The sequence below is a fragment of the Nitrosomonas sp. genome (genome assembly GCA_031316255.1).
GTDB lineage: Bacteria > Pseudomonadota > Gammaproteobacteria > Burkholderiales > Nitrosomonadaceae > Nitrosomonas.
In genome coordinates this window covers 2,097,286-2,121,556 of the sequence record JALDQW010000001.1, presented here as the reverse complement: position 1 = coordinate 2,121,556, position 24,271 = coordinate 2,097,286, and the positions used below count along the sequence as shown (strand labels likewise).

At 47.1% G+C, this 24,271-nt stretch carries 14 protein-coding genes; 5 read left to right on the top strand and 9 right to left on the bottom strand.

Annotated features, from left to right (window positions below):
* The first annotated feature begins 93 nt into the window (after window positions 1-93).
* Window positions 94-1,797: an ABC transporter ATP-binding protein/permease gene (locus MRK00_09400; GenBank protein MDR4517586.1), complete on the top strand. Its 1,704-nt coding sequence runs from the start codon at window positions 94-96 to the stop codon at window positions 1,795-1,797.
* Here MRK00_09400 and MRK00_09395 read toward each other — a convergent pair.
* From MRK00_09395 to MRK00_09375, 5 genes are all read right to left on the bottom strand, one after another.
* Entirely contained in the window at window positions 1,794-4,652 is a 2,859-nt protein-coding gene (locus MRK00_09395) for an EAL domain-containing protein (GenBank protein MDR4517585.1), read from the bottom strand. The two genes, MRK00_09400 and MRK00_09395, sit on opposite strands and share 4 nt — an antisense overlap.
* Before the next feature lie 972 nt (window positions 4,653-5,624).
* Entirely contained in the window at window positions 5,625-6,134 is a 510-nt protein-coding gene (locus MRK00_09390) for a histidine phosphatase family protein (protein ID MDR4517584.1), read from the bottom strand.
* 35 nt (window positions 6,135-6,169) lie between these two features.
* Window positions 6,170-6,910, bottom strand: a complete 741-nt coding sequence (locus tag MRK00_09385; GenBank protein ID MDR4517583.1) for an AAA family ATPase — start codon at window positions 6,908-6,910, stop codon at window positions 6,170-6,172.
* A gap of 17 nt (window positions 6,911-6,927) precedes the next feature.
* Window positions 6,928-8,538 carry a CHAD domain-containing protein gene (locus MRK00_09380; protein MDR4517582.1) on the bottom strand — a complete coding sequence of 537 codons (1,611 nt, stop codon included), beginning with the start codon at window positions 8,536-8,538 and terminating at the stop codon, window positions 6,928-6,930.
* A gap of 453 nt (window positions 8,539-8,991) precedes the next feature.
* The gene (locus tag MRK00_09375; GenBank protein MDR4517581.1) at window positions 8,992-9,795 is read right to left on the bottom strand and encodes a UDP-2,3-diacylglucosamine diphosphatase; all 804 of its coding nucleotides are present in this window, start codon (window positions 9,793-9,795) and stop codon (window positions 8,992-8,994) included.
* Between the two features lie 432 nt (window positions 9,796-10,227).
* On the opposite strand from MRK00_09375, the gene MRK00_09370 reads away from it, so the two are divergent.
* Window positions 10,228-10,581, top strand: a complete 354-nt coding sequence (locus MRK00_09370; GenBank protein ID MDR4517580.1) for a DUF1493 family protein — start codon at window positions 10,228-10,230, stop codon at window positions 10,579-10,581.
* Between the two features lie 523 nt (window positions 10,582-11,104).
* Window positions 11,105-11,809, top strand: a complete 705-nt coding sequence (locus MRK00_09365) for an aquaporin family protein (GenBank protein ID MDR4517579.1) — start codon at window positions 11,105-11,107, stop codon at window positions 11,807-11,809.
* 52 nt (window positions 11,810-11,861) lie between these two features.
* Here the strand turns inward: MRK00_09365 and MRK00_09360 are convergent, their stop codons facing one another.
* The 4 genes from MRK00_09360 to MRK00_09345 all read right to left on the bottom strand — a co-directional run bounded on the left by MRK00_09360 (window position 11,862) and on the right by MRK00_09345 (window position 19,295).
* Entirely contained in the window at window positions 11,862-13,871 is a 2,010-nt protein-coding gene (locus tag MRK00_09360) for a TonB-dependent receptor (protein ID MDR4517578.1), read from the bottom strand.
* Window positions 13,872-14,110: 239 nt separating this feature from the next.
* On the bottom strand, window positions 14,111-14,533 hold the full coding sequence (locus tag MRK00_09355) for a transcriptional repressor (protein ID MDR4517577.1): 423 nt from the start codon (window positions 14,531-14,533) through the stop codon (window positions 14,111-14,113).
* A gap of 148 nt (window positions 14,534-14,681) precedes the next feature.
* Window positions 14,682-15,983 (bottom strand): GNAT family N-acetyltransferase, encoded by a 1,302-nt coding sequence (locus tag MRK00_09350; protein MDR4517576.1) that lies wholly within the window; start codon window positions 15,981-15,983, stop codon window positions 14,682-14,684.
* A 111-nt stretch (window positions 15,984-16,094) separates the two neighbouring features.
* Window positions 16,095-19,295, bottom strand: coding sequence for an Ig-like domain-containing protein (locus tag MRK00_09345; GenBank protein MDR4517575.1), 3,201 nt, complete (start codon window positions 19,293-19,295; stop codon window positions 16,095-16,097).
* 227 nt (window positions 19,296-19,522) lie between these two features.
* Here MRK00_09345 and MRK00_09340 point away from each other — a divergent pair, with 227 nt between their 5' ends.
* Both MRK00_09340 and MRK00_09335 read left to right on the top strand, forming a co-directional pair.
* On the top strand, window positions 19,523-21,067 hold the full coding sequence (locus MRK00_09340; protein MDR4517574.1) for an AbgT family transporter: 1,545 nt from the start codon (window positions 19,523-19,525) through the stop codon (window positions 21,065-21,067).
* Between the two features lie 319 nt (window positions 21,068-21,386).
* Window positions 21,387-24,227: an SUMF1/EgtB/PvdO family nonheme iron enzyme gene (locus MRK00_09335; GenBank protein ID MDR4517573.1), complete on the top strand. Its 2,841-nt coding sequence runs from the start codon at window positions 21,387-21,389 to the stop codon at window positions 24,225-24,227.
* The last annotated feature ends 44 nt before the right edge of the window (window positions 24,228-24,271 follow it).

Genomic DNA, 24,271 nt, shown 5'->3' with positions numbered 1-24,271 from the left:
GGTTACAGCAAATACCTGCCCGCTTTCGGGTAATATAACCGGTTTTGTGATTAATAAAACTGATAAATCATAATAGCCCTCTTAAACAATTCAATGCGAACCCTTTTTACATATATCATGGTCTTTCCGCAGCGAAGCGCATTCGTGCTGCTTGCGCTACTTGTCGCTGGCGTAGCTGAAGGTTTGAGTCTGACAGCATTATTGCCGTTATTATCCATCGCAGTGGGTGAGACTTCAGATGATTCAGGCATAGGCAAGTTCATGGTTGAAACATTGTCGAAGGTTGGTATCGAACCCACATTGGACATGATTTTAATCATTATTGTCGGCGGCATGTTTACCAAGGGCTTAATATTGCTGCTGGCAAATCGCCAGGTAGGATACACGGTTGCACATGTGGCCACAGCCTTGCGTCTAAACCTGATTGAGGCATTGCTTGCCAGTCGCTGGCAATACTATCTCCGCCAGCCAGTAGGTTCTCTGGCAAATTCGGTCGCAACCGAAGCCTATCGGGCAGCCAACGGTTTTGAGCATAGCGTGATCGTATTGGCATTGGCAATACAAGTTGTGGTTTATGCAGTGGTTGCTGTGTTTATTTCATGGGAAGCAACGCTGGCATCGCTTTTTATCGGCCTGTTTTTATTGATTGTATTGCACCGCCTGGTACGCGCAACACGCCGGGCCGGCGCCAGTCAAACGCAATTATTACGCCATTTATTAGCCTATTTGTCAGATGTACTCAATTCCGTCAAATCGCTCAAGGCAATGGCGCGTGACAATGTCGCCGACGCAATACTCCATGACCAGACCAAACAACTGGAAAAGGCAACCCGGCATGAAGTCATGAGCCGCGCAGCACTGATGGCGTTACAGGAACCGATTCTGGCTGCCATCACAGCGGCTGGTCTGTACCTGGCGCTTGTTATCTGGCAACTGTCATTACCCGAAGTCATGATCATGGTCTTTTTGCTGACACGTATTCTGGGTCTGCTCAACAAAACGCAGCGCAAATATCAGCAACTGGCAGTGCAGGAAAGTGCGTACTGGGCGTTACGCAAAGCTGCGGAAGATGCCGCAGCAGCGGCAGAACGTAATTCAGGAACTGACGAACCCAGCCTGCAACGAGGAATCTCCTTGCAGAATGTACAGTTCAGTTACGGGGAAAAAACGATTTTTACGCATTTGGATATTGAAATTCCGATTAAAACATTTACCGCTGTAACCGGACCCTCTGGCGTTGGTAAAAGCACATTAATAGACTTGCTGTGCGGATTGACCGAACCCAATGCGGGAGAGGTGCTCATTGACGGCAAGTCGTTACATGATATCGACCTGCGTAAATGGCGGCATATGATCGGCTATGTTTCGCAAGACACGATCCTGCTGCATGACACAATCATGAATAACATTCTGGTCGGCGAACCCGCACTAACTGCTGACGATGCCGAACGTGCGTTGCGTCAGGCAGGCGCCTGGGATTTTGTCAGCGCATTACCGGACGGCATGTTGACTGTCGTTGGCGAGCGCGGCGGGTTACTCTCCGGCGGACAGCGTCAACGAATAGCCATTGCAAGAGCGTTAGCGCATAGTCCGGCATTTCTGATTATGGACGAACCCACCAGCGCTTTGGATCCGGAAAGCGAGAAAACGATTTGTGAAACGCTGCAACAATTATCCAAACAACTCACAATTATTGCCGTTTCGCACCAACCCGCTGTGATCAATGCGGCAGATCGGGTGTTTATTCTGTCTGAAGGAGAGGCAAAGACATTGTCGCATGGCGCAACGATGCATTAAACTGAATGTATTATTTTATCGAGATGGCGCTTATTCGACTGGATGCATCTCTGTGAAGCAGTTTCTTGATCGATCACTTTAAACATTTCATGCGTTCGGGTACCGTTTATTAGATAAAAACCATTATTCATGGTACTGATAAAACGCTCCAATGATGCAGGTTTGCCAAAGTAATATCCCTGGAACTCATGGCATCCCTGAGCAGTCAATGATGCAGCCTGTTCGAATGTTTCAACACCTTCGGCAGTAACTCGAAGACCCAGGCTTTGGGCCAATGCCATAATTGCTTGTACTATGGCCTCATCCTGGTTGCCATGTGCAATGCCTGAAACAAACGAACGGTCAATCTTAAGCGCTGTAACCGGAAACCCTTTGAGACAAGCAAGTGAAGAATAACCGGTGCCAAAATCGTCTATGGCAATCCCACCGATACCAAGTTCGCGCAATTCACCAAGAATTCTGGAAGCCTGTTGCGGCTCTTTCATCAGAAGGCTCTCTGTCAGCTCAAGCTCCAGCCGATTAGGATTGATTCCGGTTGAATCGATCACGCGCGCAAGACTGTCATGCAGGCCGTAGTTTCCAAATTGTCTTGCCGAGACGTTCACAGCGATATCAAGTCGATTTCTGCTGGCTTCATCGAGACTCAGCATATCCTCACATACCTTGCGAATAATCCATTTCCAATATTCATCAATAAGACCGGTTTCTTCCAGAAGTGGGACAAACTCTGAAGGCGGCAGTAGCCCTCGTTTGGGGTGCTGCCAACGCAACAGTGCTTCCGCACCGATTACAGTCATCGTGGAAGCCTGTACTTTCGGTTGGTAGTGTAGGGTCATTTCGTTGCATTCCAGAGCGTGGCTTAATCGCTCTTCCAGACGAAGGCGCTCACGATGGTTTTCATTCATGCGGGTATGAAAGAACTGCACGCCGTTGCGCCCCTGTTCTTTGGCCTCATACATGGCCGTATCCGCATTTTTTAACAGTTCCTCAAGCGTTTTGCCGTCTTGCGGATACACTGCAATACCTACGCTCGCGCTAATGAATGTTCGTTGCCCATGCAGATTCACGCCTTCTGTCATACGCGCTGCAATCTTACTCGCCAGCTCAGTGGCAATTTCAGTCTGCTGGAGATCTTCTATCAATACAACAAATTCATCCCCACTTAAACGGGCGACGATATCCTGCTCACGTACAGATTCGCGAATACGGGATGCAACCACCTTGAGCAGCGCATCTCCTGCGGAATGACCCAAAGAATCGTTGATGGCCTTGAATCGATCAAGATCAAGAAAAAGTAAACCAAGCGAACGACCGGAACCCTGCGCCTGCTCGATAGCGTTATTCAGGTGATCATGGAAGCACTTGCGGTTCGGCAATTCGGTAAGAAAATCATAATGCGCAAGCAGATCAAGTTCGCGCATTGTATGATAGCGGTCTACCGCGACAGAACACATCTGGCCAGCAATATGTAAAAGTTGACGATCCTGCTCAAAACACTGAACCGTTTCGTTACGATAGTGTGCAAGCACTAATCCGATTACATTTCCAGCCGAGCCTTTTATCAGTTCCAAATTGATTCGACCAACCCCCGCTTGGCTCATGAGTTGCGAGTAAGCGCCGGATTCGAACCAGGAGCTTGGCGAATCAGTATTGATACATTGCAAATCATTTTTACGTTGACCAAGGCGGGGACTTAACGTCAACAATCGGTCACAATACCATGGCGGCAAGCGCGTACCGGCAACAGCATTAAGATCGTTTGTGCGACCATCCCTACAGAAAAGAATGGCGCAAAACATGTCACCTGATTCGCGTTCAATGACGTCGGCCACCACAAATAACGCGTCTTCGAGTGGCGCTCCCTGCACTAACTTTTCCAGAACAGTTTTTTCTGTAGACAATAGTACTTCCGCACGCCTGCTTTCACTCACATCCCGAAAAGTAGAAATTCGTCCAACCACTTTTCCATGGATTCGCTGAGGACGAGATGTCCACTCAAAGAACCGACCATCCCGAAGCTCCAGACACTCGATTAACTCGGAGGTTGGTTTATTCAACAAATGTTCATTACATTGCAAGAAACATTTTGGGTCACGAACATGAGTTGCCAACGATGAGAAGAACATACAGTCCGCATTTTTCTTGAATTCATTCTCCGGCAGCCGCCAAAGTTCCAGGTAACGGGTATTGCACGCCACAACCCGCCCTTCACCATCAATCGCAACAATACCTTCATCCGTGGATTCCAATATCGCTGAAAATAATGAATTGGTCGCACGTAACCGGTGTTCAGCTTCGGCACGACGTTTTAACTCTTTCATGGCGATATTGAACACCCTGCATGGATAAATCTGAATCACCCTGAATACCAGAAAGCCGATCAGCAAGCCAGCAATCAGGCCGATTGCCGCATCCGCGAACACTGGGTGCAGTGAGCGCGAAACAGTCAGCATCGCACTACTTCCATCTGCAAAATGTATCGGGATACTTTTTTGCAAGCGGTCCTGAGATTCAATACTATCAGTCTCATTCAGAGTCACTTCGCTTTCATTGTTCCGGGAAACGGCATTCAGGATTTGTTCAAACGTATGGTAGCTTCCCCTTTCAGAATTTTGCTGTTCATGACTTTTTGCTATCTCGGAAAGCATCGATGCCTCATTCACCACAAGCAAATACTGTGTCATATAGCTATAAATCATCACCAGCACTGGAATCGATAGTGCTGCGACGATGCTGGTAAGCCAGGCGAATCTATTTACCAGTTGTCCAAGCTGATCCGCATCAGGCGCACTGAACTCACTGCCTGAGTGGAAGTGTGTTTCTACCTGTTTATCAATCGTTGCACTTTTAAACATACTTGGTAACTGTAAATCAGGTTTCCTGGCGGTAATCGTGTTGGACTCACATGGAAAATTGCCGTCTCAGCAGATAACCGGCAGTTAAAAAACGACGCACTAAAAACGATATAACAAATTGCTGTCACACCAGATTACTCACGTATGCAACTGAATTTATTAATCAAATATAAAGGGAATTAACAATGGAACAAGCCAAGAATAACTTACTTCTTTGTAGAACAAATCAACTTCGGATTTAGGAAAAAATTGCATATAATTCCTGCCGCAGCAAATCAACCCGCCGCGTTCAAAATAATTGTTTCAACACCCTTTCCCCCAGCTTTTCTCAGAAACTTTTCCAGTTTGTACGAAACAAACCTTTTTCAAACTATATCGGCTTTAGCAAACGTTAAATGTGATAAACCGCACAATTTGCAAAAAAATCAGAAAAAAGTTCCAAGTTGCTTAAACGTTACTAAACAGTAGTTTTTCCTCTCGTTCTTCATTGCTTTAGCGGCAATTCAATCACTGTTTGGAATACATTCCGGTATTTTTTTGCCATTCCTACTGTATCGGAAGGCAATAATCCTAGATTCCTCAGTTGATCGCTATTCAATACTTTAAATGTCCCGTGTATATTGGCTTTATACTGTTAGCCTTATTCACCAGATGGGTAAAATCGCTACGTACCCGATTATATGGTTTTCAGATCGTCTAGCAGCGTTGTTCATCGTTGCATGGAGTGACCATGCGCCTCTTCACGCCTTGTCAGCCAACCTGAAAACCAAACACTCGAGTACGTTCAACTGAGGATTCTAGGATAATGGCTACTTGTATAAATTGATGCTCAAGCACCCGGCAACGAATACTAAGGGCTGTTCTCGATGAGTGAATTATCTCTGTTGTCCCTAAGATGGTGCCTGGCAGGCATGAAAAGCGAGGTTTGGTTATTCCAAATGAGCGACGAATAACGTGGCATGGCCACGTTCATCAAAGTACATCCTTAGGCCGGGACAAACTATAAAGCATGCAATGTTTGTCCGAAATATCCCGCCACCGGCTTTCCACCGCAATTTTTGCAATGGCGCAGGTCGTCATCAGTTTACCGTCAGACCGGGGTTGCGCCTGCTTGCATAATACCTGTAACAAAAAATCCAATCCGGGATTATGTCCAATCAGCAAAACCGATTTTTCCTGCTCCGGCAGCATTTTGACGACTTCCAGCAGCGATTCGAGACCGGCTTCATAAATCCGGTTGTCAAAACGTATATCTTTGGCTTGGATATCCAGGGCATGTGAAAAAATCAACGCCGTTTGATACGCGCGTAATGCAGGGGAACTGATAATTGTTTCAGGCCTGTTGGCCTGTCTGGCCAGCCATGTGGCCACTTTGGGTGCATTGGAGACACCGCGTTTGGAAAGCGGGCGTTCAAAATCAGTAGCGGCTTCTTTTTTCCAATCGGATTTAGCATGCCTTAACAAATAGAGCAAATGTGACAAAATAATTTACCTCTCAAAACGAAAACGTACAAAACTCATCTTAATCGCGCGTTAATTTCATTCCAAAGCGCCTGATAAGCCTTTCCGGCACGGCTGTTTCCAGCAAAGACGGCTACCGGTTGACGATATACCCCCATTTGTTCAACATCGCTGGCATAGGGTATCCATGTTTTCAACACCCGTACATTCTGCGGCGGATTTTCGATAATCTGCTTGTGCAGTTTCTTGCGATTATCGACCATGGAAAAGAATGCCATGATTTTTGAATGATCAAGGTTCATTTTTATACAAAAATCAAGTAGTTGATCCAGTGTGCGTAACGACAAAGTCGTCGGAATGGTAGGAACTATTACAGTATCGGCTGCAACCAGCGCATTCTCGGACACCAGTGAAATGCCCGGCGGACAGTCCAAAAAGATAAAATCGTATTCCTTATCCAGTGGCTTCAGAAGTTTGCGTAACCGGGTGCCCGGTTTCTTAAAATCATCCAGTTCAAGATCAAGATTGCGGTAGGAAAAATCGGACGGCACCAGATCCAATCGCGTATAATCGGTACCCTTAATCACATCTTCCAGCGCCTTTTTTCCAGTCAGCAGCCCTTTACCGCCTTTTTTAATCTTGGGCTTGATACGAAAATAGAAACTGGCCGCGCCCTGCGGATCCAGATCCCAGACCAGCGTTCTGGCGCCCTCATATGTAGCCAGATAGGCCAGATTGACTGTCGTTGCCGTTTTCCCGATACCGCCTTTGACATTATAAAACGAAACAATTCTCATGCTGTCGCATCTCCAGGTTAATTCCGGGGGCTCAATGCACGTACAAATGCCGATTTGTTTTCTGCTTGACCAAACATTTTGAAGCGTTGGTTGAATTCAGCCCGAACCAAAACTTTGCGCGCATTCAATTTTTCCACAAGCACCCCCATCGCCATAATTGTTTTCGTTCCCGCCATGTCTTCCTGCCGCATTTGTTCCGCAAAAGCTTTTAACTGTTCCAGTTGCACGCATAAGTCCTGAAAATCACCAAGGTTGTCCTGCAATTGCTTGAGCGTCTTTATCAGTTCTTTGATTTGCTTATCCGAATAGTAGTCATGAAAAAACTCGATCAAGTAGCGGAATCTCTTGCAGGTTTTTCGCAGTTCATGCAATGCTTCATCCGGTGATTGTAACGTAATCGCCCCGCCTTCCTTGAGCACACGATTATAAAGTTTCCAGATTCGCTGACCGGCAACACGTCTAGCGGGTTCAGCAGCATTCAACGTTTCTGCAGGGGAAGTCTTTTGTAAAGTAACATTCTTCGAGCGCTCATTTTTATTTATAACAATCTGCTGCCATTTATTGATCAATCTCTGGTAACGCTTTGTATCAAGTGCCCGGCACAAACGCGCATGTTCTATCTTCCAGTGACGGAGTAAAAACAGACGAAATGGTTCAAGGTCGTGCCGAAACTCTGCTGGCAGTTCCTGTCTATAGTCATCAAATTTGAGTAAATAAATATCCAGATCGCGCGTGGGGGTTGTCATTGTACTCAGCCAGAGCAATTCCCGCTTGAAATAAGCGAGCAGCCGATCAGGTAATACATGTTTTATCTGACCCAGTATCGAACGGGTACGTCTTAGGGCAACACGATAATCATGAAGAAATTCCGTATCGATCGCAGCACGGAGCCCCGGTTCATTTGCCTGCATGGCGCTGAGTAAATGCCGCAGCAAAATCTGAACGGCCTCCCAGGTATTCAACAAACCCTCAAGCCTGGGGGTTAGGACAAATTGATTAAAGTCCGGTTTTTGACGGGTAGCTGTTAATACTTCATCCAGTAACGCAGTGTTGACACAAGGCAATTTCATTTGCGATGTAAGCGTATGCCTGACATGCCTGAATGCTTTCTTGTACCCTCTGATCGGGTATACCAGCAGACGCGTAGCAAGCTGATTTTTGTCAGCTTGATCATGTATTGTATAGTTCTCCACCTGCAGAATCACCAGCGTTTTATTATCTTCATTTAAAAGCAGCGATTGCCTGCGTTCAATCATTATAGTAGCCATTGTCATCAATGCTCTAACACCCACTATATCATCAAGTAACTTGCGGCATATTGGGTGCGCCAGTTCCCTGGAAAATCTGGGAACTGCACTCAACGGAAACTCGTAGATACAGTCACCGGTTTCCTTATACCGAACAAAAAAAACACCTTCACGATTGGTATTGTTCGTATCGACAGGCACATCCCATCCACACAAATAGTTTTTCCGGTACATCCGCCAGTCAAAAGTATCCAAGTAATGTCTTTCCAATTGCATGCTACCGGTTTCTTGCAGAGAGTATTTCTGGCGAAGCAGTTCAAAAACAGAATCAATATCTGTTTCTTGTCTGAGAATGAATTGTGCAGAATGTATCGGTTCCATTATTGGAAAAGCCTACCAGTTCTGTTTTGTGCAATCAACAGGCCTGCAATATCATATGGATCGCGTACCGGTTTCACGTTCAATAACCAGGGCCCGTCAACGTTCACGGACACCGCTGGGTGATGTAATGCGCATAACGCCTTTAATCCATGCCAACCAGATGGATTTTATGCAGCGTCTATGACAATAGAATGACATTTATTTGATGGTTTTATGACAGTTTTATAGGCTCCCTATCCGTTTGAACAGGTTGCGCATTCTGCACCACAAATGGTTGCTATGACGGTTTTTGCGAACCAGACGAAAAACAATCATTCCTATGCTCATCAGAACAGCATGCCGGATGATTCGAAAAGTGAAAGATTGGAAAAACGTTAGAAAATTGATTGGTCAGGTGACTGACGGTGTTGGACAAAACCGTCAAGAGGTACAAATAAAAATTCTTACAATCGGCTAGGCCGCTTTTTTGGCGGCGATCATGCTCTCAATATTTTTGGATTGCTCGAACCTGTCAGCCCAGTAAACCAGCTCAAGCGATCCATCCAGATGCTCAAGCAACGTAGTACAGCTTTCCACCCAGTCGCCATCATTACAATACAGTATCGAATGGATTTCCCTGATTTCGGCGTGATGGATATGGCCGCATACCACGCCATCGACACCACGATCCATTGCCAGACGGGTTAAGGCTTTCTCAAAACTGCTGATAAAACTGACTGCATTCTTGACGCGCAACTTGAGGTATGCTGCCAAAGACCAATACGAATAGCCAAATAACTTACGCATACCATTGACATGACGATTAAGCCACAACAGCACATCGTAGGCAGCACTGCCCAATTGAGCGATCAGCCGGCTATGCTTGACAATGACGTCAAACTCATCGCCATGCAAAATCAACAGTTTTCTTCCATCATGAGTCGTGTGCACGTAATCCCGATGGATCTCAACATTGCCAAATAACTGACCCACACAATCACGCATTGCTTCATCATGATTGCCAGGAATGTAAATCACTTTAGTGCCATGCTTGGCTTTTCCCAGGATCGCCCGTATCACATTGGTATGTTCCTGCGGCCAGTATGGATTCTTTTTAATACTCCAGAAATCAACAATATCACCCACCAGGAACATATAATCTGTTTCGATCGAATTCAGAAAATGCAGCAACGCTTCAGCCTGACAACCGCGAAAACCGAGATGGACATCAGAAATCCAAACACTTCTGACTTTTACAGGCGTTTCTTTCTTGAACATATTCCCTTCTCAATTAAATTGATCATGGCAATACAGCATAGTGACGCCGTGTTAAATCCGTTTGAAATATTTGTTAAGAGTTGATGAAGTTTTTATTAAAATATTGCGGACACCCGCGACAGGTTAATGGGTCGCAAAGTAGAACTCTATTTGACAGCATAAATCACAAACTCTGCCTGCAAAAAGGGAAAAAGCCATACAACGTGTACCAGGCCATTGGTTACACCGCCGGAATCGCAATGCCTGAAACTCGAGTTCTATCTCTATTCGCGCATTCGTATTCAAAGATCCAACGATACCCTGCTATTGGTAAAATAGCAGGGTATCGCCATGCATCACTGTAACATTACAGCGCGCCAAGAAAAGCGACAAGATCATCTACTTCAGCAGCAGAGAACTCTATAATGCTCTTTCTTGTGAATGACTATATTTATGAATAAACAACTATCAAACGAATTGCGTAATTATCTTGGTAGATGTGGTTTATCTGTAAAAGAAATTGAATGTTGTACTCATGAAACGCGCATGTACCATGATCTTGGTATTTATGGTGATATTGCGGAAACATGTATGAGTGTCTTAGAAGATTACTATCATGTTGATTTAAGTGACTTTGAATTCGAGAAATTTTTTCCGCCAGAGTTTATTGGTAAAAATATGTTTACTCGGTCATTCCTTTGGTTTTTTCCTTTCATGGGAAACACGATCCGGAAACATGGCAAATATTTGCCGCTCACCTTGAGAATGATTGAAGCTGCGTTGAAACATAATCGCTTGATTTGTTGACTCCCGTTCTTTTCGACGTACCTTTGTACACATGAATCAAGCATTTTCTTAACGCCAAAGTCGCGTCGGGGCCAATAATTTTACCGATGGCATGCATCGGAAAGAAAGTGACTTTAAACTGCTGATGCGACTGGGAAAGAGCGGATATAGGTACGACGACGCGCTGAACTTCTCTGGTCAACCTCTTCGGGGATTATGAATCTGTTACCCGGCGGTATTTGTCAAGCGATCCGATTGGGCTTGCGGATGGGTTGAATACTTATACCTATGTTGATAGTAATCCCATCTCTCGCATAGATCCGACAGGTGAATTGTGCAAAGCTGGCACATAATTGATGGCAACTTAACCAATTCGGCTTATTCCCATATTATCAAGTCAACATTTCATTCATCCTTGATTTGTGCAATAATTTTCTTGCGTCTGAAATTTAAGAAAAATATTAAATAATGAATCCTTCCTATACTTCTTTCGCAGCAATTCAAAACTGAAATCAATTTTTACATTAATCTCAAGGTGATGCATATGAGTCCTTTTCTAGGTGAATTAGTAGGAACCTTTATATTGGTTTTATTAGGTAATGGCGTCGTCGCCAATGTAGTGCTCAATAAATCCAAAGGTAATAATGCGGGTTGGTTAACCATCGCAGCAGGCTGGGGTATCGCGCTTTTTGTCGCTGTTTACGCTGTAGCTGCTTCAAGCGGCGCGCATTTAAATCCTGCCGTCAGCATCGGTCTGGCTGCAGCCGGCAAGTTTGCATGGGCGGATGTACCGAGCTATGCAATTGCGCAAATGTTGGGCGCTATGCTGGGCGCGTTGATTGTATGGATAACATATCGTCAGCATTTTGATCAGACCACCGATCCGGATGCGCAACTCGCTGCATTCTGTACCGGCCCTGCGATCAGAAGTCCTGTGAACAATATCATTACAGAGGCTGTAGGCACCTTTGTTCTGGTTTTCGGCGTCATGATGATTGTTTCGCCACAAGCCAGTCTGGGTGCTTTGGATGCGCTTCCAGTGGCGCTATTACTTTTTGGTATCGGCTTGTCGCTCGGCGGACCAACCGGATTTGCTGTCAATCCGGCACGCGATCTGGGACCACGCATTATGCACGCGATACTGCCAATACCAAATAAACGTGACAGTGACTGGGGCTACGCGTATGTTCCGGTTGTTGGCGGCATTATTGGCGGGCTTGTCGCAGCGGTAGTCTACGGTATTTTATAAATAAATTTTCGCTCTAACCGGCCGGAAATTCCCATTCCGGCCGATTCGCTGATCAAAATGTTCCCCTGATACCGACAACAATCGCCCTGCCCGGCAAAGGCGCAACATTTTTCAGAAATGAAGTATGCACCCGCATATCCTCATCGAGCAGGTTTCTGCCCTGTAAAAACAGCGTGTGATAAGTCGATTCGCCGCGTTTGAATCGATAGCTGAGCTCCGCATTCATCAGTGTATATCCCGGCGTTTCCGTTTCAAGAACAGCGACACGATCCTGGCGCGTCACCCGGGTCACATTGAAATTCCCCTGCCAGTTACCCTGCGTATAATCCAAGTCCACGCCATAGCGTTGCGGGGTGATACGTGGAATATTACCGTTGTTTCTCAGCTTGCCATAGACGATATCGGTAAACAACCGCATACTCAGCCGTTCGGGCAGCAATGCAATCCGTGCTTCTGTCTCCAGACCATAGAAATGGGCGCGCGTTTGCGCAAAATCCTGAATCAGGAATGCGCCATCGATATCCAGTTCCCCGTCATTATTGACGCGATCAGCAAAGCCGTCACCATTACTATCGCGGCTGCTTTGAAAGATATAATTATTGATCAGGTTATAAAACAGGTTGATACGCCCTGTAATCACGCCGTCGGTTTTCTGAAACGACAGATCAAAGTTATTGGAAGTTTCTTTATTCAAACGCTGATCGCCGACAGCAAAGGTGTTGGTGGCGACATGAATGCCGTTCGCGTATAGCGCATTGAGTATGGGGGCGCGCTGCCCGCGTGTTGCCGTCAGATCAATTTGGTATCCGTCAATAAACGCCCAGGCGCTCCCCGCCGAGACGCTGTATAAATTAAAATCGCGTGATGACAGCAAGGCATCCTGCGGATTCTGGTTGGCGTGTTCAAAACGCCCCCCAACTTCGAACATCCAGCGCCGCCATTGATACTGCTCAAGCGCAAATAATCCGACCGAGTGCGATATTGTGGATGGCACAAATGCTTCGTCGCCTTTCGCCGAGAAATCCTGATACTGGAATTGTGCGCCCAACACACCTTGTAAATTGGTGATCGGCGCATGCAACAACTCGAACCGCCCGTCAACCTCATCGTTTTTCAGGTGTGTCCCGATCTCACCACTGCCTTCCAGTTCATTATGCTGGTAATCATTATAATTGACGCGCATTTTCAGTTGCTGAAAGCCCTTGATTGGATCATCCAGTTCCCCGGCAAGACCATAGCGCGTCTGCCCCATATCTATTTTCGCACCTTCCGGTCCCGGAATTCCATAAAAATTCTCAAGATGAGTCACCGATAAGCCAACATAGCCAAGCTCTCCAATATAAGAACTGCCGACAGATATATTGCTTGAATCAATGGCGCTGTTTCTGACCACACCCAATCCACTGTCAGGATTAGCCGGGTCAGCACGCCCGGGAATTTTTATATCGTCAGTTTTTCTTTTTGCGCCTTCGATGTTCCACGAAATCTGTCCCCGGCTACCCGAGGCGCTGAATATTCCCGAACGCTCACCCATTGCCGAGTTAAAGCGACCTTCAAAATGGCCTTGCATGGATTTATACATGCGATCAGGAATCCGGTCATTGATCACATTAACAACGCCATTCGATGTGCCACTGCCATAAAGCAGCGTCGCCGGACCGCGTAGAATTTCGATCCGCGAGGCATTGAGTGTCTCCGTTGCAACCGCATGATCCGGACTGATCACCGAAAGATCGCCCATCCCGACACCGCTTTCCAGTATCCGTATGCGTGAACTGTCTTGACCGCGGATAATCGGACGGCTGGCGCCCGGCCCAAAACTGCTCGAAGAAATACCCAGCTCACGTGACAACATATCGCCCAAACCGGCCTCCCGGTTACGGCGCAAATCGTTCTCAAGAATAACTTTTTCGGGCTTAATCCAATACGGCTCAGACTGTTGATTTACCGGCGCGGTCACGACCACGCCTGGCAATTCGGTAACATCAGCCGGTTTTTGCGCCAGGACCGCAGGAATATCCGGCAAAGCAAGTCCTATCAGCAAAACAAGCAGTTTCGGCATAGAATTTTTGCCATGCACGGCAGCTATATCCCGTTTATGTCTTAAGTGCATGGATTAAAATCGATCATCAAAAAGCCCAAGAAGTTATGCAACTGTGTTGCATTTATAATACTGCCAATCGGTGAAAATCTATTGCTCAGTCTGTTAGCGTATTAGAATTGAACAATCTACCAGGGAAAAACAAAATACAAATAAATCGAGTCGTTCGCAATCGCCGCCTGGCTCCAAATGCTGCTTCCTCAAACGCATTGTGCACATAGCCCTTTGACCGTTAACTCTATGGTCTGGAACTGATAACCCATTGGCAAGACCATAGGACGTCCCGATGGCAAGTCTTCCAGGCATACAACCTTTGCGCATTTCGTACATTTAAAATGCGCATGCTGACGAGAATAGTCAAAATGGTTGACATGAAACCGCCACACCCGGTCATCACTGGTTATTTTATGAATCAGGCCTCGATCGGCAAGCCATTGTAATACACGGTAGAGTGTTACACGATCCGGCTGCTGGCCCGGCAAGCGCTCTTCAATTTCACGGTGCGTTATTGCCTGCTCTTCCGCCAGCAATAACGCAAGAATTCTTACCCGGCCTTCAGTTGCGCGGCCGCCTTCCTTACGGATCAGTGCTTCTGCTGTACTTTGATATGTGTTCGACATCATGATCAAGTGAACAATTTCGTTATCGCAACTCAGTTGCACAAATTGTAATTATTTTCCACTCAATATGCAATGCCCGGATTTATGCGGCCAATCGTTTTAACAGACAGAAACGGCTTACAACAAAACACCAGGCTCAGTTAACGCTACATCAGGCTTGACAATCTGCAGCAAGCACAATATCCCGCCCGATCAATCGTTTTGACAGCCTGGACAATCGTTTATTCTGACGAAAATCGCGCAATGTCATACCGTTTCCATATAAATCTATAAATTTTCCGCTTTCCTTATCCATCAGTTGTTCCCGCAGGTAGCTTTCCTGTACAAACCCCAAAGCCAACGAATTTCTCTGAGATGATACATTGTGACCGTAGATAACCGTAACCAGTTTGTTTAACCCTATGCGATTAAATGCGTAATCCAGCACCAGCAGGGTTGCCTCCAGACCAATGCCACGGGTATGATCAGCAGAGTTCGGCAATCCAATTTGAAATTCCGCCCGCCGGTGCTGATATTGAATATCAACCAGATTGGCGATACCGACAGGTTTATGGATTGCTTTTCTAAAAATAACCCAGTCGACTGTTTTCAACTGGCAAGGATGCTTTTTATGCGCTTGCGATAATGTTGCGGCCAGGTCATCAACCTGTTGATGCCGTGGAATATACCGGTTATACAAGTCCATAAAGGCTGCATCCAGATAACATTGATGCAAAAAGGCGGCGTCTTCTGCTTTATAACGCCGCAAATATAACTGCTTTCCATCCAGCGGCACAAGCCATGCCGGATCAACCTCCATACAATTTTGTTTCGCTCTGACAAAATCCGGGCGTAACGCAACAGCACGCAAAAAATGCGTTCTCGCCTCTTCAATCCTGTCGAGTTGTTTTAACCCCATCCCAAGATTGTTGTGCGCCTCCGGATAATTCTCCTGCAGCGCCAGTGCATTACGGTAGCAAACTATCGCATCCTCGGTTTTTTTCATTTTCTGCAAGGTATTACCGAGATTATTTAACGCCTGCGGATACCTGGGTTGAATTGCAAGCGCCTTGCGAAAACTGTCCGCCGCTTCGCTCAACCGGTTTTGCGATAATAATATGCTGCCAAGAATATTGTACGTTCCGGCATTTGAAGAATCGTACTCAAGCGACTGCTGACAATACCGTATGGCGTCTTTAAAGCATCCCTGCTCCCATAACGCATTGCCATAATTACTATAAAAATCCGCTCTTTCGGGATTCGCGGCAATGGCTTTTTCAAAATAGTCATTTGCCAGCGGAAACTTGCGGCCTTGCGCGTAAATAATCGCAAGAAGGTGGAGTGCATCCGGCTGTTCTGGCGCAACGGTATAAATATTCAGGCAGTGCCGCTCTGCCTGTTCGAACTGCCCACTCTGATAGCATCGCAATGCACGATGGAGCAGTTCAGACACCGTTCTGTTATTTTCCGACACCGTCGAGTTCTCCCATCTGGACTATTACAGAAGATATTAATCCAATCGGGACAAAACAAAAACCCGCACGATTATTAAAAACAAATCATGCGGGTTTTCGACCGATATCGTCTAAATGAACATCGGTTCAATAATCGGCGGGAACGCCACGGTACTGGCAATGGAATCAGTTGTTGTAAAATTAAGCGTGGTGGCATCGTTTATACCTGCGTAGGGATTACCCTCAGTATCGATAATGACGCCGCTGGCCATTTGAATGTTATAGTCAGTCTCGGGTATCAAGTCATCTACGGGATTGATTATCACGCCTCCAAATCCGTCGAACATCACCTGGCTGGTATCGCGAATATCAATTAAGCGCGTATCGGTGCCATTGCTGATGATAATGTCACCACTGCCGGGAATTACCGTTTCATCGAAATACAACTGAATATTGCTGCCAACCCATACCTCGGCAAGATCATCTGACGGCTCACTAAAGCTCAGCCTCGGATCAGAACTGATCGTTGTAAAACCGTATGTATCCGGATCGCTAATACCGGCAAATTCATGGCCATCGGTATCCAGAATCACACCCGCAGCCATCTGAATATTGTAGTGCGTATCCACAATCAAATCATCAACTGGCGTTATCGTTACTTTACTGCCGCTAAATGTGACCTGGCTGCTATCGTTGATATCGATGGCGCGGGTATCGGTCCCGTTGCTAAGTACAATAGCGCCACTGCCCGGCATGACATCTTCATCAAAATAGAGCCAAATATCCTCATCTATCTTGGAAACATACTCATCCGCCAGGAATACACTGATTGATGGTTCAGGAGAAAGAGTCGTAAAATTGAGTGTATCCGGATCACTGATTCCCGCATAAGCATGTCCGGCCATATCGGTGATGACGCCACTGTCCATCAAAACATGATAGGTTTCACCAAGAACCAGATCGTCAACCGGATTAATTATCACGCCATTATAACCATCGAACATCACCTGACTGGCATCGTGGATGTCTATCGTGCGGGTATCCGTGCCATTGCTGATAATAATATTTCCGCTGCCGGGCATGATCATTTCGTTAAAATAGAACGACAAGTCATCATCGATTTTGAACGCCGCCTCATCCTGCGGATTACTCGAGTCGAGCACCGGATTCGTCGGAATCGTGGTGAAATTCAATGTATCCGGATCGCCGATGCCGGCATAAGCATGACCGGCCAAATCGGTTAACACCCCACTGGCCATCTGTATGCTATAGATAGTATCCGGCATTAAATCATCAGACGGATTGATGATCACCCCGCCGTAGTCATCGAACGTAACCTGATTTGTATCCTTGACATCTATGGTGCGTGTATCCGCGCCATTACTGAAGATAATCGCACCGCTTCCCGCAATAACCGGCTCATCAAAGTCCAGTCGGATATCGCTGTCAACCTGAAACGTGGTGGATTCATCCATAGGATCGCTATACACCAGACGTGGATTGGACGGAATAGTCATAAAATCGAGCGTATCCGGGTCACTGATCCCCGCATAGGCGTGACCGTTGGCATCCATAATAACACCGCTGACCATCTGGATGTTGTAGTTGGAATCCGGAAGCAAATCATCAATCGGATCGATGGTTACAAGATCATAACCGTCGAACATCACTTGGCTGGTGTCGTTAATGTCTATCGTTCGCGTATCCGTACCGTTACTGATAATAATCTCGCCACTACCCACAACAACCCGCTCATCAAACGCCAATTCAATGTTGCCATCCACCTTGAATTCCATCCCGTCCACCGGGTTACTCCAGAACAACAATGGGTCTGATGTTATAGTCATAAAATTGAGCGTTTCAGAATCGCTGACACCCGCATACACGAAACCGTCACTATCCAGAATCACCCCACTAGCTATCTGGATATTGTAGTTGGAGTCCGGAAGCAAATCATCGACTGGATTGATGATGACGACGCCAAAGTCATCGAATGTCACCTGACTGGCATCGTTGATGTCAATCGTACGCGTGTCCGTGCCATTGCTGATAATAATTGCGCCGCTTCCTGCGACAACCGGTTCATCAAAATACAATTCAATCGTGTCATCAGCCTTTAAGTATGCGACTCCCCACGTGCTGCTCCAACTCAACAACGGGTCAGATGAGATAGTCGTGTAATCCAGTGTTACCGGATCGGTAAGATCGTTAATACCTGCATACGCATTGCCTGTCGCATCCTGAATGACGCCACTGGCGAACTGTATGTTGTAACTCGTATCTGCAATCAAATCCTCGGCGGGATCAATAATGACAGAACCGCCTTTTTTACCGCTCGTAAAAGTCACCTGACTGGTGTCGTTAATATCAATCACGCGGGCATCAACGCTATTGCTGATAATAATCTCGCCACTTCCCGCGACAACCTTCTCATCAAACTCAAGAACAATATTCTGGTCAACTTTAAGATTTTCACCGTTAGATGGCGTACTAAAAGCCAACTCGGGCAACGTATCCTCAATCGTAAAATGCTGAGTGGCTGGCACGCTGCCGCCATGACCGTCGATGACGGTGTACTGCAATTCAACCGTACCGGCAAAACCGGCATCCGGCATAAAAGACCAGCCTGAATCAGCTATTTCATCCACTGTTCCATTGGTGGCCCTGAGTTCCGCCACGGAGAGCAAATCTCCCTCCGGATCGCTAAACCCGTCCAACAAAAAATCATATCCAAAAATTCCATATAAATTATCAGCCTCGCCATCGGCCAGATCAAACCGCACTCCAGATAACACCGGCGCATCATTGACACCCGCAATTTCTACAGTAGCAGTCGCCCAGCTCAATGCACCATTTCCCATTTTCATGGCATATGTAAACGTATCGACAAGTGACTCATTGGCTGACAACGGAATAAGTTGTGCAAGCAATTCAGGAGTATAGGAATATGCAACCTTGCCGTTCGCCGTGACTGAAACCTGCGCACCCAAAGCACTTGATTCAGCGGCATCGACCACATCGCGTGCAAACAGATCGGACGATTCTCCACCTGCTGAGGGCGCACTATCGTCGAGCGACCAGAGAGATTTGCGCCGCCCGCCCAAATCATTCGCCATGACATCCAGGATATAAGTCTGACCCGAGTCTTCGCCAATACTGACATTATCGTTACCGGCAATCCCGTTCAATGAAAAATAATCGTCTTTTGCCTGAGGCGTCCGTGAAAATGCATTCTCAATATTGTCATGATCTTCTTTTTTGTCATGATCTTCTTCTTTGTCACGATCACCTTTTTTCCGGAAATCCCCTGAATTAGCCGCTCCAGTTCTCATACTCCACCTTTTGTAATATATGGACCAAAATTAAGTGTAACATGTCTTCCAACGTTGCAGTGTGACTTTTCCCACACGTAAAACGACTATGGATTGATCTACTCCTGTTGTGAAACTGAGGAAGGTACAGTAGCAAGAAAACGAATTGAAGTTTAATACGGACAAAACGATTGCTGTCGTTTCGGCTGGTAAAATAAGTGACTCAGTTAAATAGACAAAGGATTCCCATGTCTGAATCAACGCACAAAAAAAACCCCAATCTTTCCGAACGCGTCCTCGAATCGGTTGAGCGTATCGGCAACAAACTGCCCGATCCGGCTGTTTTGTTTATCGTATTGCTGTTCATGGTCTGGATCGTGTCGTGGGTGCTGTCGTATGTCCCGTTTCACGTCGTCGACCCGCGCACCGGGGAACAGCTCCTTGTGAATAACCTGCTGACCGGCGCATCAATGACCGAATTCATGTCGGTCATGGTGACCAACTTTGCACACTTTCATCCTGTTGGCGTGGTGCTTGTCGCGATGCTTGGCATTGGCGTGGCTGAACATACCGGTTTCATCAACTCCGCTTTACGCGCGATTCTGAACAAAACGCCCCAATTGTTGCTGACACCGGTGGTTATACTTGCCGGCATCGCCAGTCATTCGGCAGCCGACGCCGGGTACGTACTCGTCATACCGCTCGGTGGCGTTATTTTTTATGCAGCCGGCAGGCATCCTTTAGCCGGTATCGCCGCCGCATTCGCGGGCGTATCCGGCGGTTTTTCGGCAAGCTTCTTACCGTCATCACTTGATCCCATGCTTCAGGGCCTGTCGCAGGCCGGCGCACGGATTCTCGATCCGGCTATTGTGCTCAATCCGCTGAATAACTATTTTTTCACCATGGCGTCATCGTTTCTGATTATCGGATTAGGCTGGTATGTGACGGAAAAAATTGTTGAACCGCGGCTGAAAAACACCGAACTCGACGGCAGTCTCGAAGACCTGCCAACCATGCAACCGCTTGCACCAAACGAGCGCAGAGGCCTGCAAGCTGCCGGGATTGTTTTTCTGCTCGGCGTCTTTATCCTGATCGCCACAGCCTGGCCAAGCGGTTCGCCCTGGCGCGATGCCACAGGGGAACTCACATCCGGTACCGCGCCGTTGATGCGCTCCATTGTTTCACTGATCTTTATGATGTTTATCGTACCCGGTGCGGTATACGGAATTGTGGCGGGAACCATAACAAGCTCCAGAGACCTGATCGCGGGAATGACCAAAGCGATGCACCAGATGGCCTACTATCTCGTCATCATGTTTTTTATCGCACAGTTCGTGTATGCGTTCGGTCAGTCCAACCTCGGTGTTTTGCTGGCCCTGCAGGGCGCAGCGTGGCTGAAAGCGCTTGCAATGCCGTCCTATCTCACAATCGTCGGCGTTGTCCTCATTACCGCATTTATCAATCTTTTTGTCGGCTCGGCCAGCGCAAAATGGGGTCTTCTCGCGACTGTCTTTGTGCCCATGCTGATGCAACTCGGCATTTCTCCGGATCTGACACAGGCGGCATACCGCGTCGGTGACTCCAGCACCAACATCATCACACCACTGATGCCATACTTTCCGCTCGTGGTCGTATACTGCCAGCGCTATGTGAAAAACGCAGGCATCGGCACCGTGACGGCAATGATGCTGCCTTACTCGGTAACCTTCCTCGTTACCTGGACGGCATTCCTGCTACTGTACACGCTCTCCGGTCTTCCGCTCGGCATTCAATCAAGTTATACCTATTCGTAACCGAAAAGCCGCCACAGTGCCAAACAGGGTTTGAATGTCGGCGGCACGCTGGCCAGCGCTTTCTGATCGAGAGAAATGATTTTTACCGAATAGTTGTCGAGGTATGCGCACCAAGTGCTTCCGGAAGCTTTTGAAGGACAGATTTGAAAGAATATTCGATATTTTCACGACATGATCATAATCAATAGAGATATAAAGCAACGTGATAACATATCATGGTTTTTCGGTTGAATGGCGATACGCTAATCTGACAAAGACAGGCTAATGAGTGACAAAGTAGAATTATTGATCTTCGAGCAAAGATGAAACCTTTTATATCATGGCAAACAATAACAGCTTACCATTAGCAGAAACCCGCTCAACCAAACACGTATTTCTCAGTTACAGCCGAACCAATCGTGAAGCATGTAATACTTTACGCAAATTGCTTGAGCAAGCAGGTTTACAAACGTTTCGGGATGAAGACAATATTCGGATCGGCGATCAATGGTTAAAGCGTTTGCAAGAAGCCCTGCAGGAATGTAGTGCTTTTATCGTACTGATTGGGCGCGATGGCGTTAAACGCTGGGTCGGCGCTGAAGTACAAGTCGCTTTGATAAAACATTTCTCGCCGCATGACGATAAGCTGCCACTGCCTATTTTCCCCATTCTGCTTGACGAAGCACAACCTGATTTACTACCCCCCTTTCTCGCACTATTCCAACTTGACCAATGGTCGCCCGGGAAACCGTTATCAGAGAAATTAATTAAGGATATCACAACGCAAACCATGCGCTTTGATGATCGGCAGCTTTTTGAAGGCTGTCCTTATCTGGGTCTCAGCGCCTTCGGCAGGAAAGATGCGAAACTGTTTTTCGGGCGGCGCAAGGAAACGCTGGAAGCCCTGACTGCCTTGGGCAACCAGCAGCACGCCAATCCGGACAACGCATATCAGACCAATAACTCAGCCTACATCCGCTGGTTGCAAATCGAAGGCAACAGCGGTTCAGGAAAATCGTCACTGGTCAATGCGGGCATGCTGCCGATGATTGAACGCGGCGCGCTATGGTCTTGCACGGGTATCGAGCACTGGCGCATACTGGGGCCAATGATGCCAGGCCAGGATCCACTGACAAAACTCGCGGAAATTCTGGAGCATGGGTTGATTGAAGACGCTGCCAAACGTGATATAGACAGCCGCAAAGATCGATTAGCCGCCAGAAAAAGCGCGCTCGCTTCAACCATCAAGAATTTTAAGCAGGAACAAACCGCTTTTTTGCTCGTCGTTGACCAGTTTGAAGAGCTTTTTACGTTTGCAGACATTGCCGCGCGCAACCAGTTCGATGCACTGTTGGCCTATGCACTGCAGGATCCTGAATGCCCGCTGTTTTTGATCTGTACCGTACGTTTGGATTTTCTCGAGCGTTTTGAATACCTGCCCCGCTTGAAAGAAATATACAACAGTCACTGCAAACGTTATTTACTCCCCCTCATCTCCGAACAAGGATTACGCGAAATTATTGAACTGCCTGCACATTTGGCCGGGCTGGATGTCAGTGAAGTCAAGGCCGCGATACTGGAAGACACAAAGGACGAAGTTGGCGCGCTGCCGTTAGTGGAGAACAGTCTATCTATATTGTGGCAACATCGTCAGGAGGACAAGCTCAGCGGTGAATTCTACCATCGGCAAAATGGCATTGCCGGTATGCTCAGTACGGAGGCGGATAAATTGCTGCAACGCATCGATGACACCACCAGGCGCAAAGATAAGGGCAAACAGGCAGCGCTGGAACTATTACTGCGCCTGACGCGTATCAACGACGAAGGCCGTCACACCCGCCAACGTATCACCCGTGAAGAAGCTGTAGCTGCTGCTGGAAATGGAGATGATGAACTGGGTGAGCAGGTAGTACGCATGCTCTCCGGTGAGCGTACAATTAACTCCTTGGGAGCAGGCCAGAATAGCGTATTGCGTTTAATTACGATCAAAGAAGAGCAAGAACAACAGCATGTAGATCTGATTCACGAAACGTTGATCCGCACCCGAACTAAAGACAAAAAGACAGGCAAGTTGATCGGCTATTGGCCAACACTTTACAACTATATCGAAAAAAACCGCGATCGCGACATTTACCGTCAACAACTCAGGCTCGAGAGCGCGCAATGGCAACAAAGCAAGGGACTGGGGCGCTTGTTGAATCTTAAGTATTTGGGTCTTAGTAAATACCGTGCGCTGAGAATTCCTAAAAATACCACCGAAAGCCGTTTTATTGCCTGGAGCCAACGGGTACGGCGTGGACTCATATCGCTGCTGCTGCTTTTTGCTGTGATTTCAGTTTTGGCAGTCGAATCATTTTACTGGATCATGCGACACGAATTACCCCTTGAGATGATGTGGACGCTACAACGCTTCCGATTGGGCCACACCCCCCTCCCCGAACTTGCACAGATTCCGGCCGGCTCATTCAATATCGGCGAACAAGAGAAAACATTCATCGAAGCACTGGATGAAGAAAAAGAATATTTTGGCGTCCCAGGCAAATCCATCCTGATTAGCAAGCCGTTCTACTTGGGAAAAACCGAGATCACCTATGAGCAATTTGATTATTATGTTTGGCGGCAACAGCGCAGCAATGTAAAAGACAAAAAAGGCGAAAATCTGGAATACCCAACTATTGCCAAAGGCGGACGGGGCAACCAGCCAGTTGTCTATATCGACTGGCATCAAGCAGGAAGCTATGCGAGATGGTTAGGGGAACAAATTGGACAAAATTGCCGCCTGCCCACCGAAGCGGAGTGGGAATATGCCGCTCGGGCTGGCAAAAATACCGCGTATCCGTGGGGTGATGATATTGGCGCCAACAATGCCAATTGCAACGATTGTCAGAGCCAGTGGGATGGCGATCAAGCTTCACCAGTAGGCATTTTTAAAGCCAATGCTTTTGGATTGTATGATATGCCGGGTAATGTATGGGAATGGACCTGTTCAGATTGGCGTAAGCAGTTTGACGGTAGTGAACAACAGTGCAGCGCTGACTCTTCGAATCTCCAGCCCCGCGTGCTGCGCAGCGGTTCTTGGGAGGATCATCCAGACTACTTGCGCGTTTCGTCGCGCAATTTTACCCTGCCAGACAAACGTGCAGACGTTATCGGATTTCGGGTGTTGTGTTCGTCCCAGTAGGTGCGAATTACAATTTAAACCGCCACCAGCGTCTAAAATAGAAC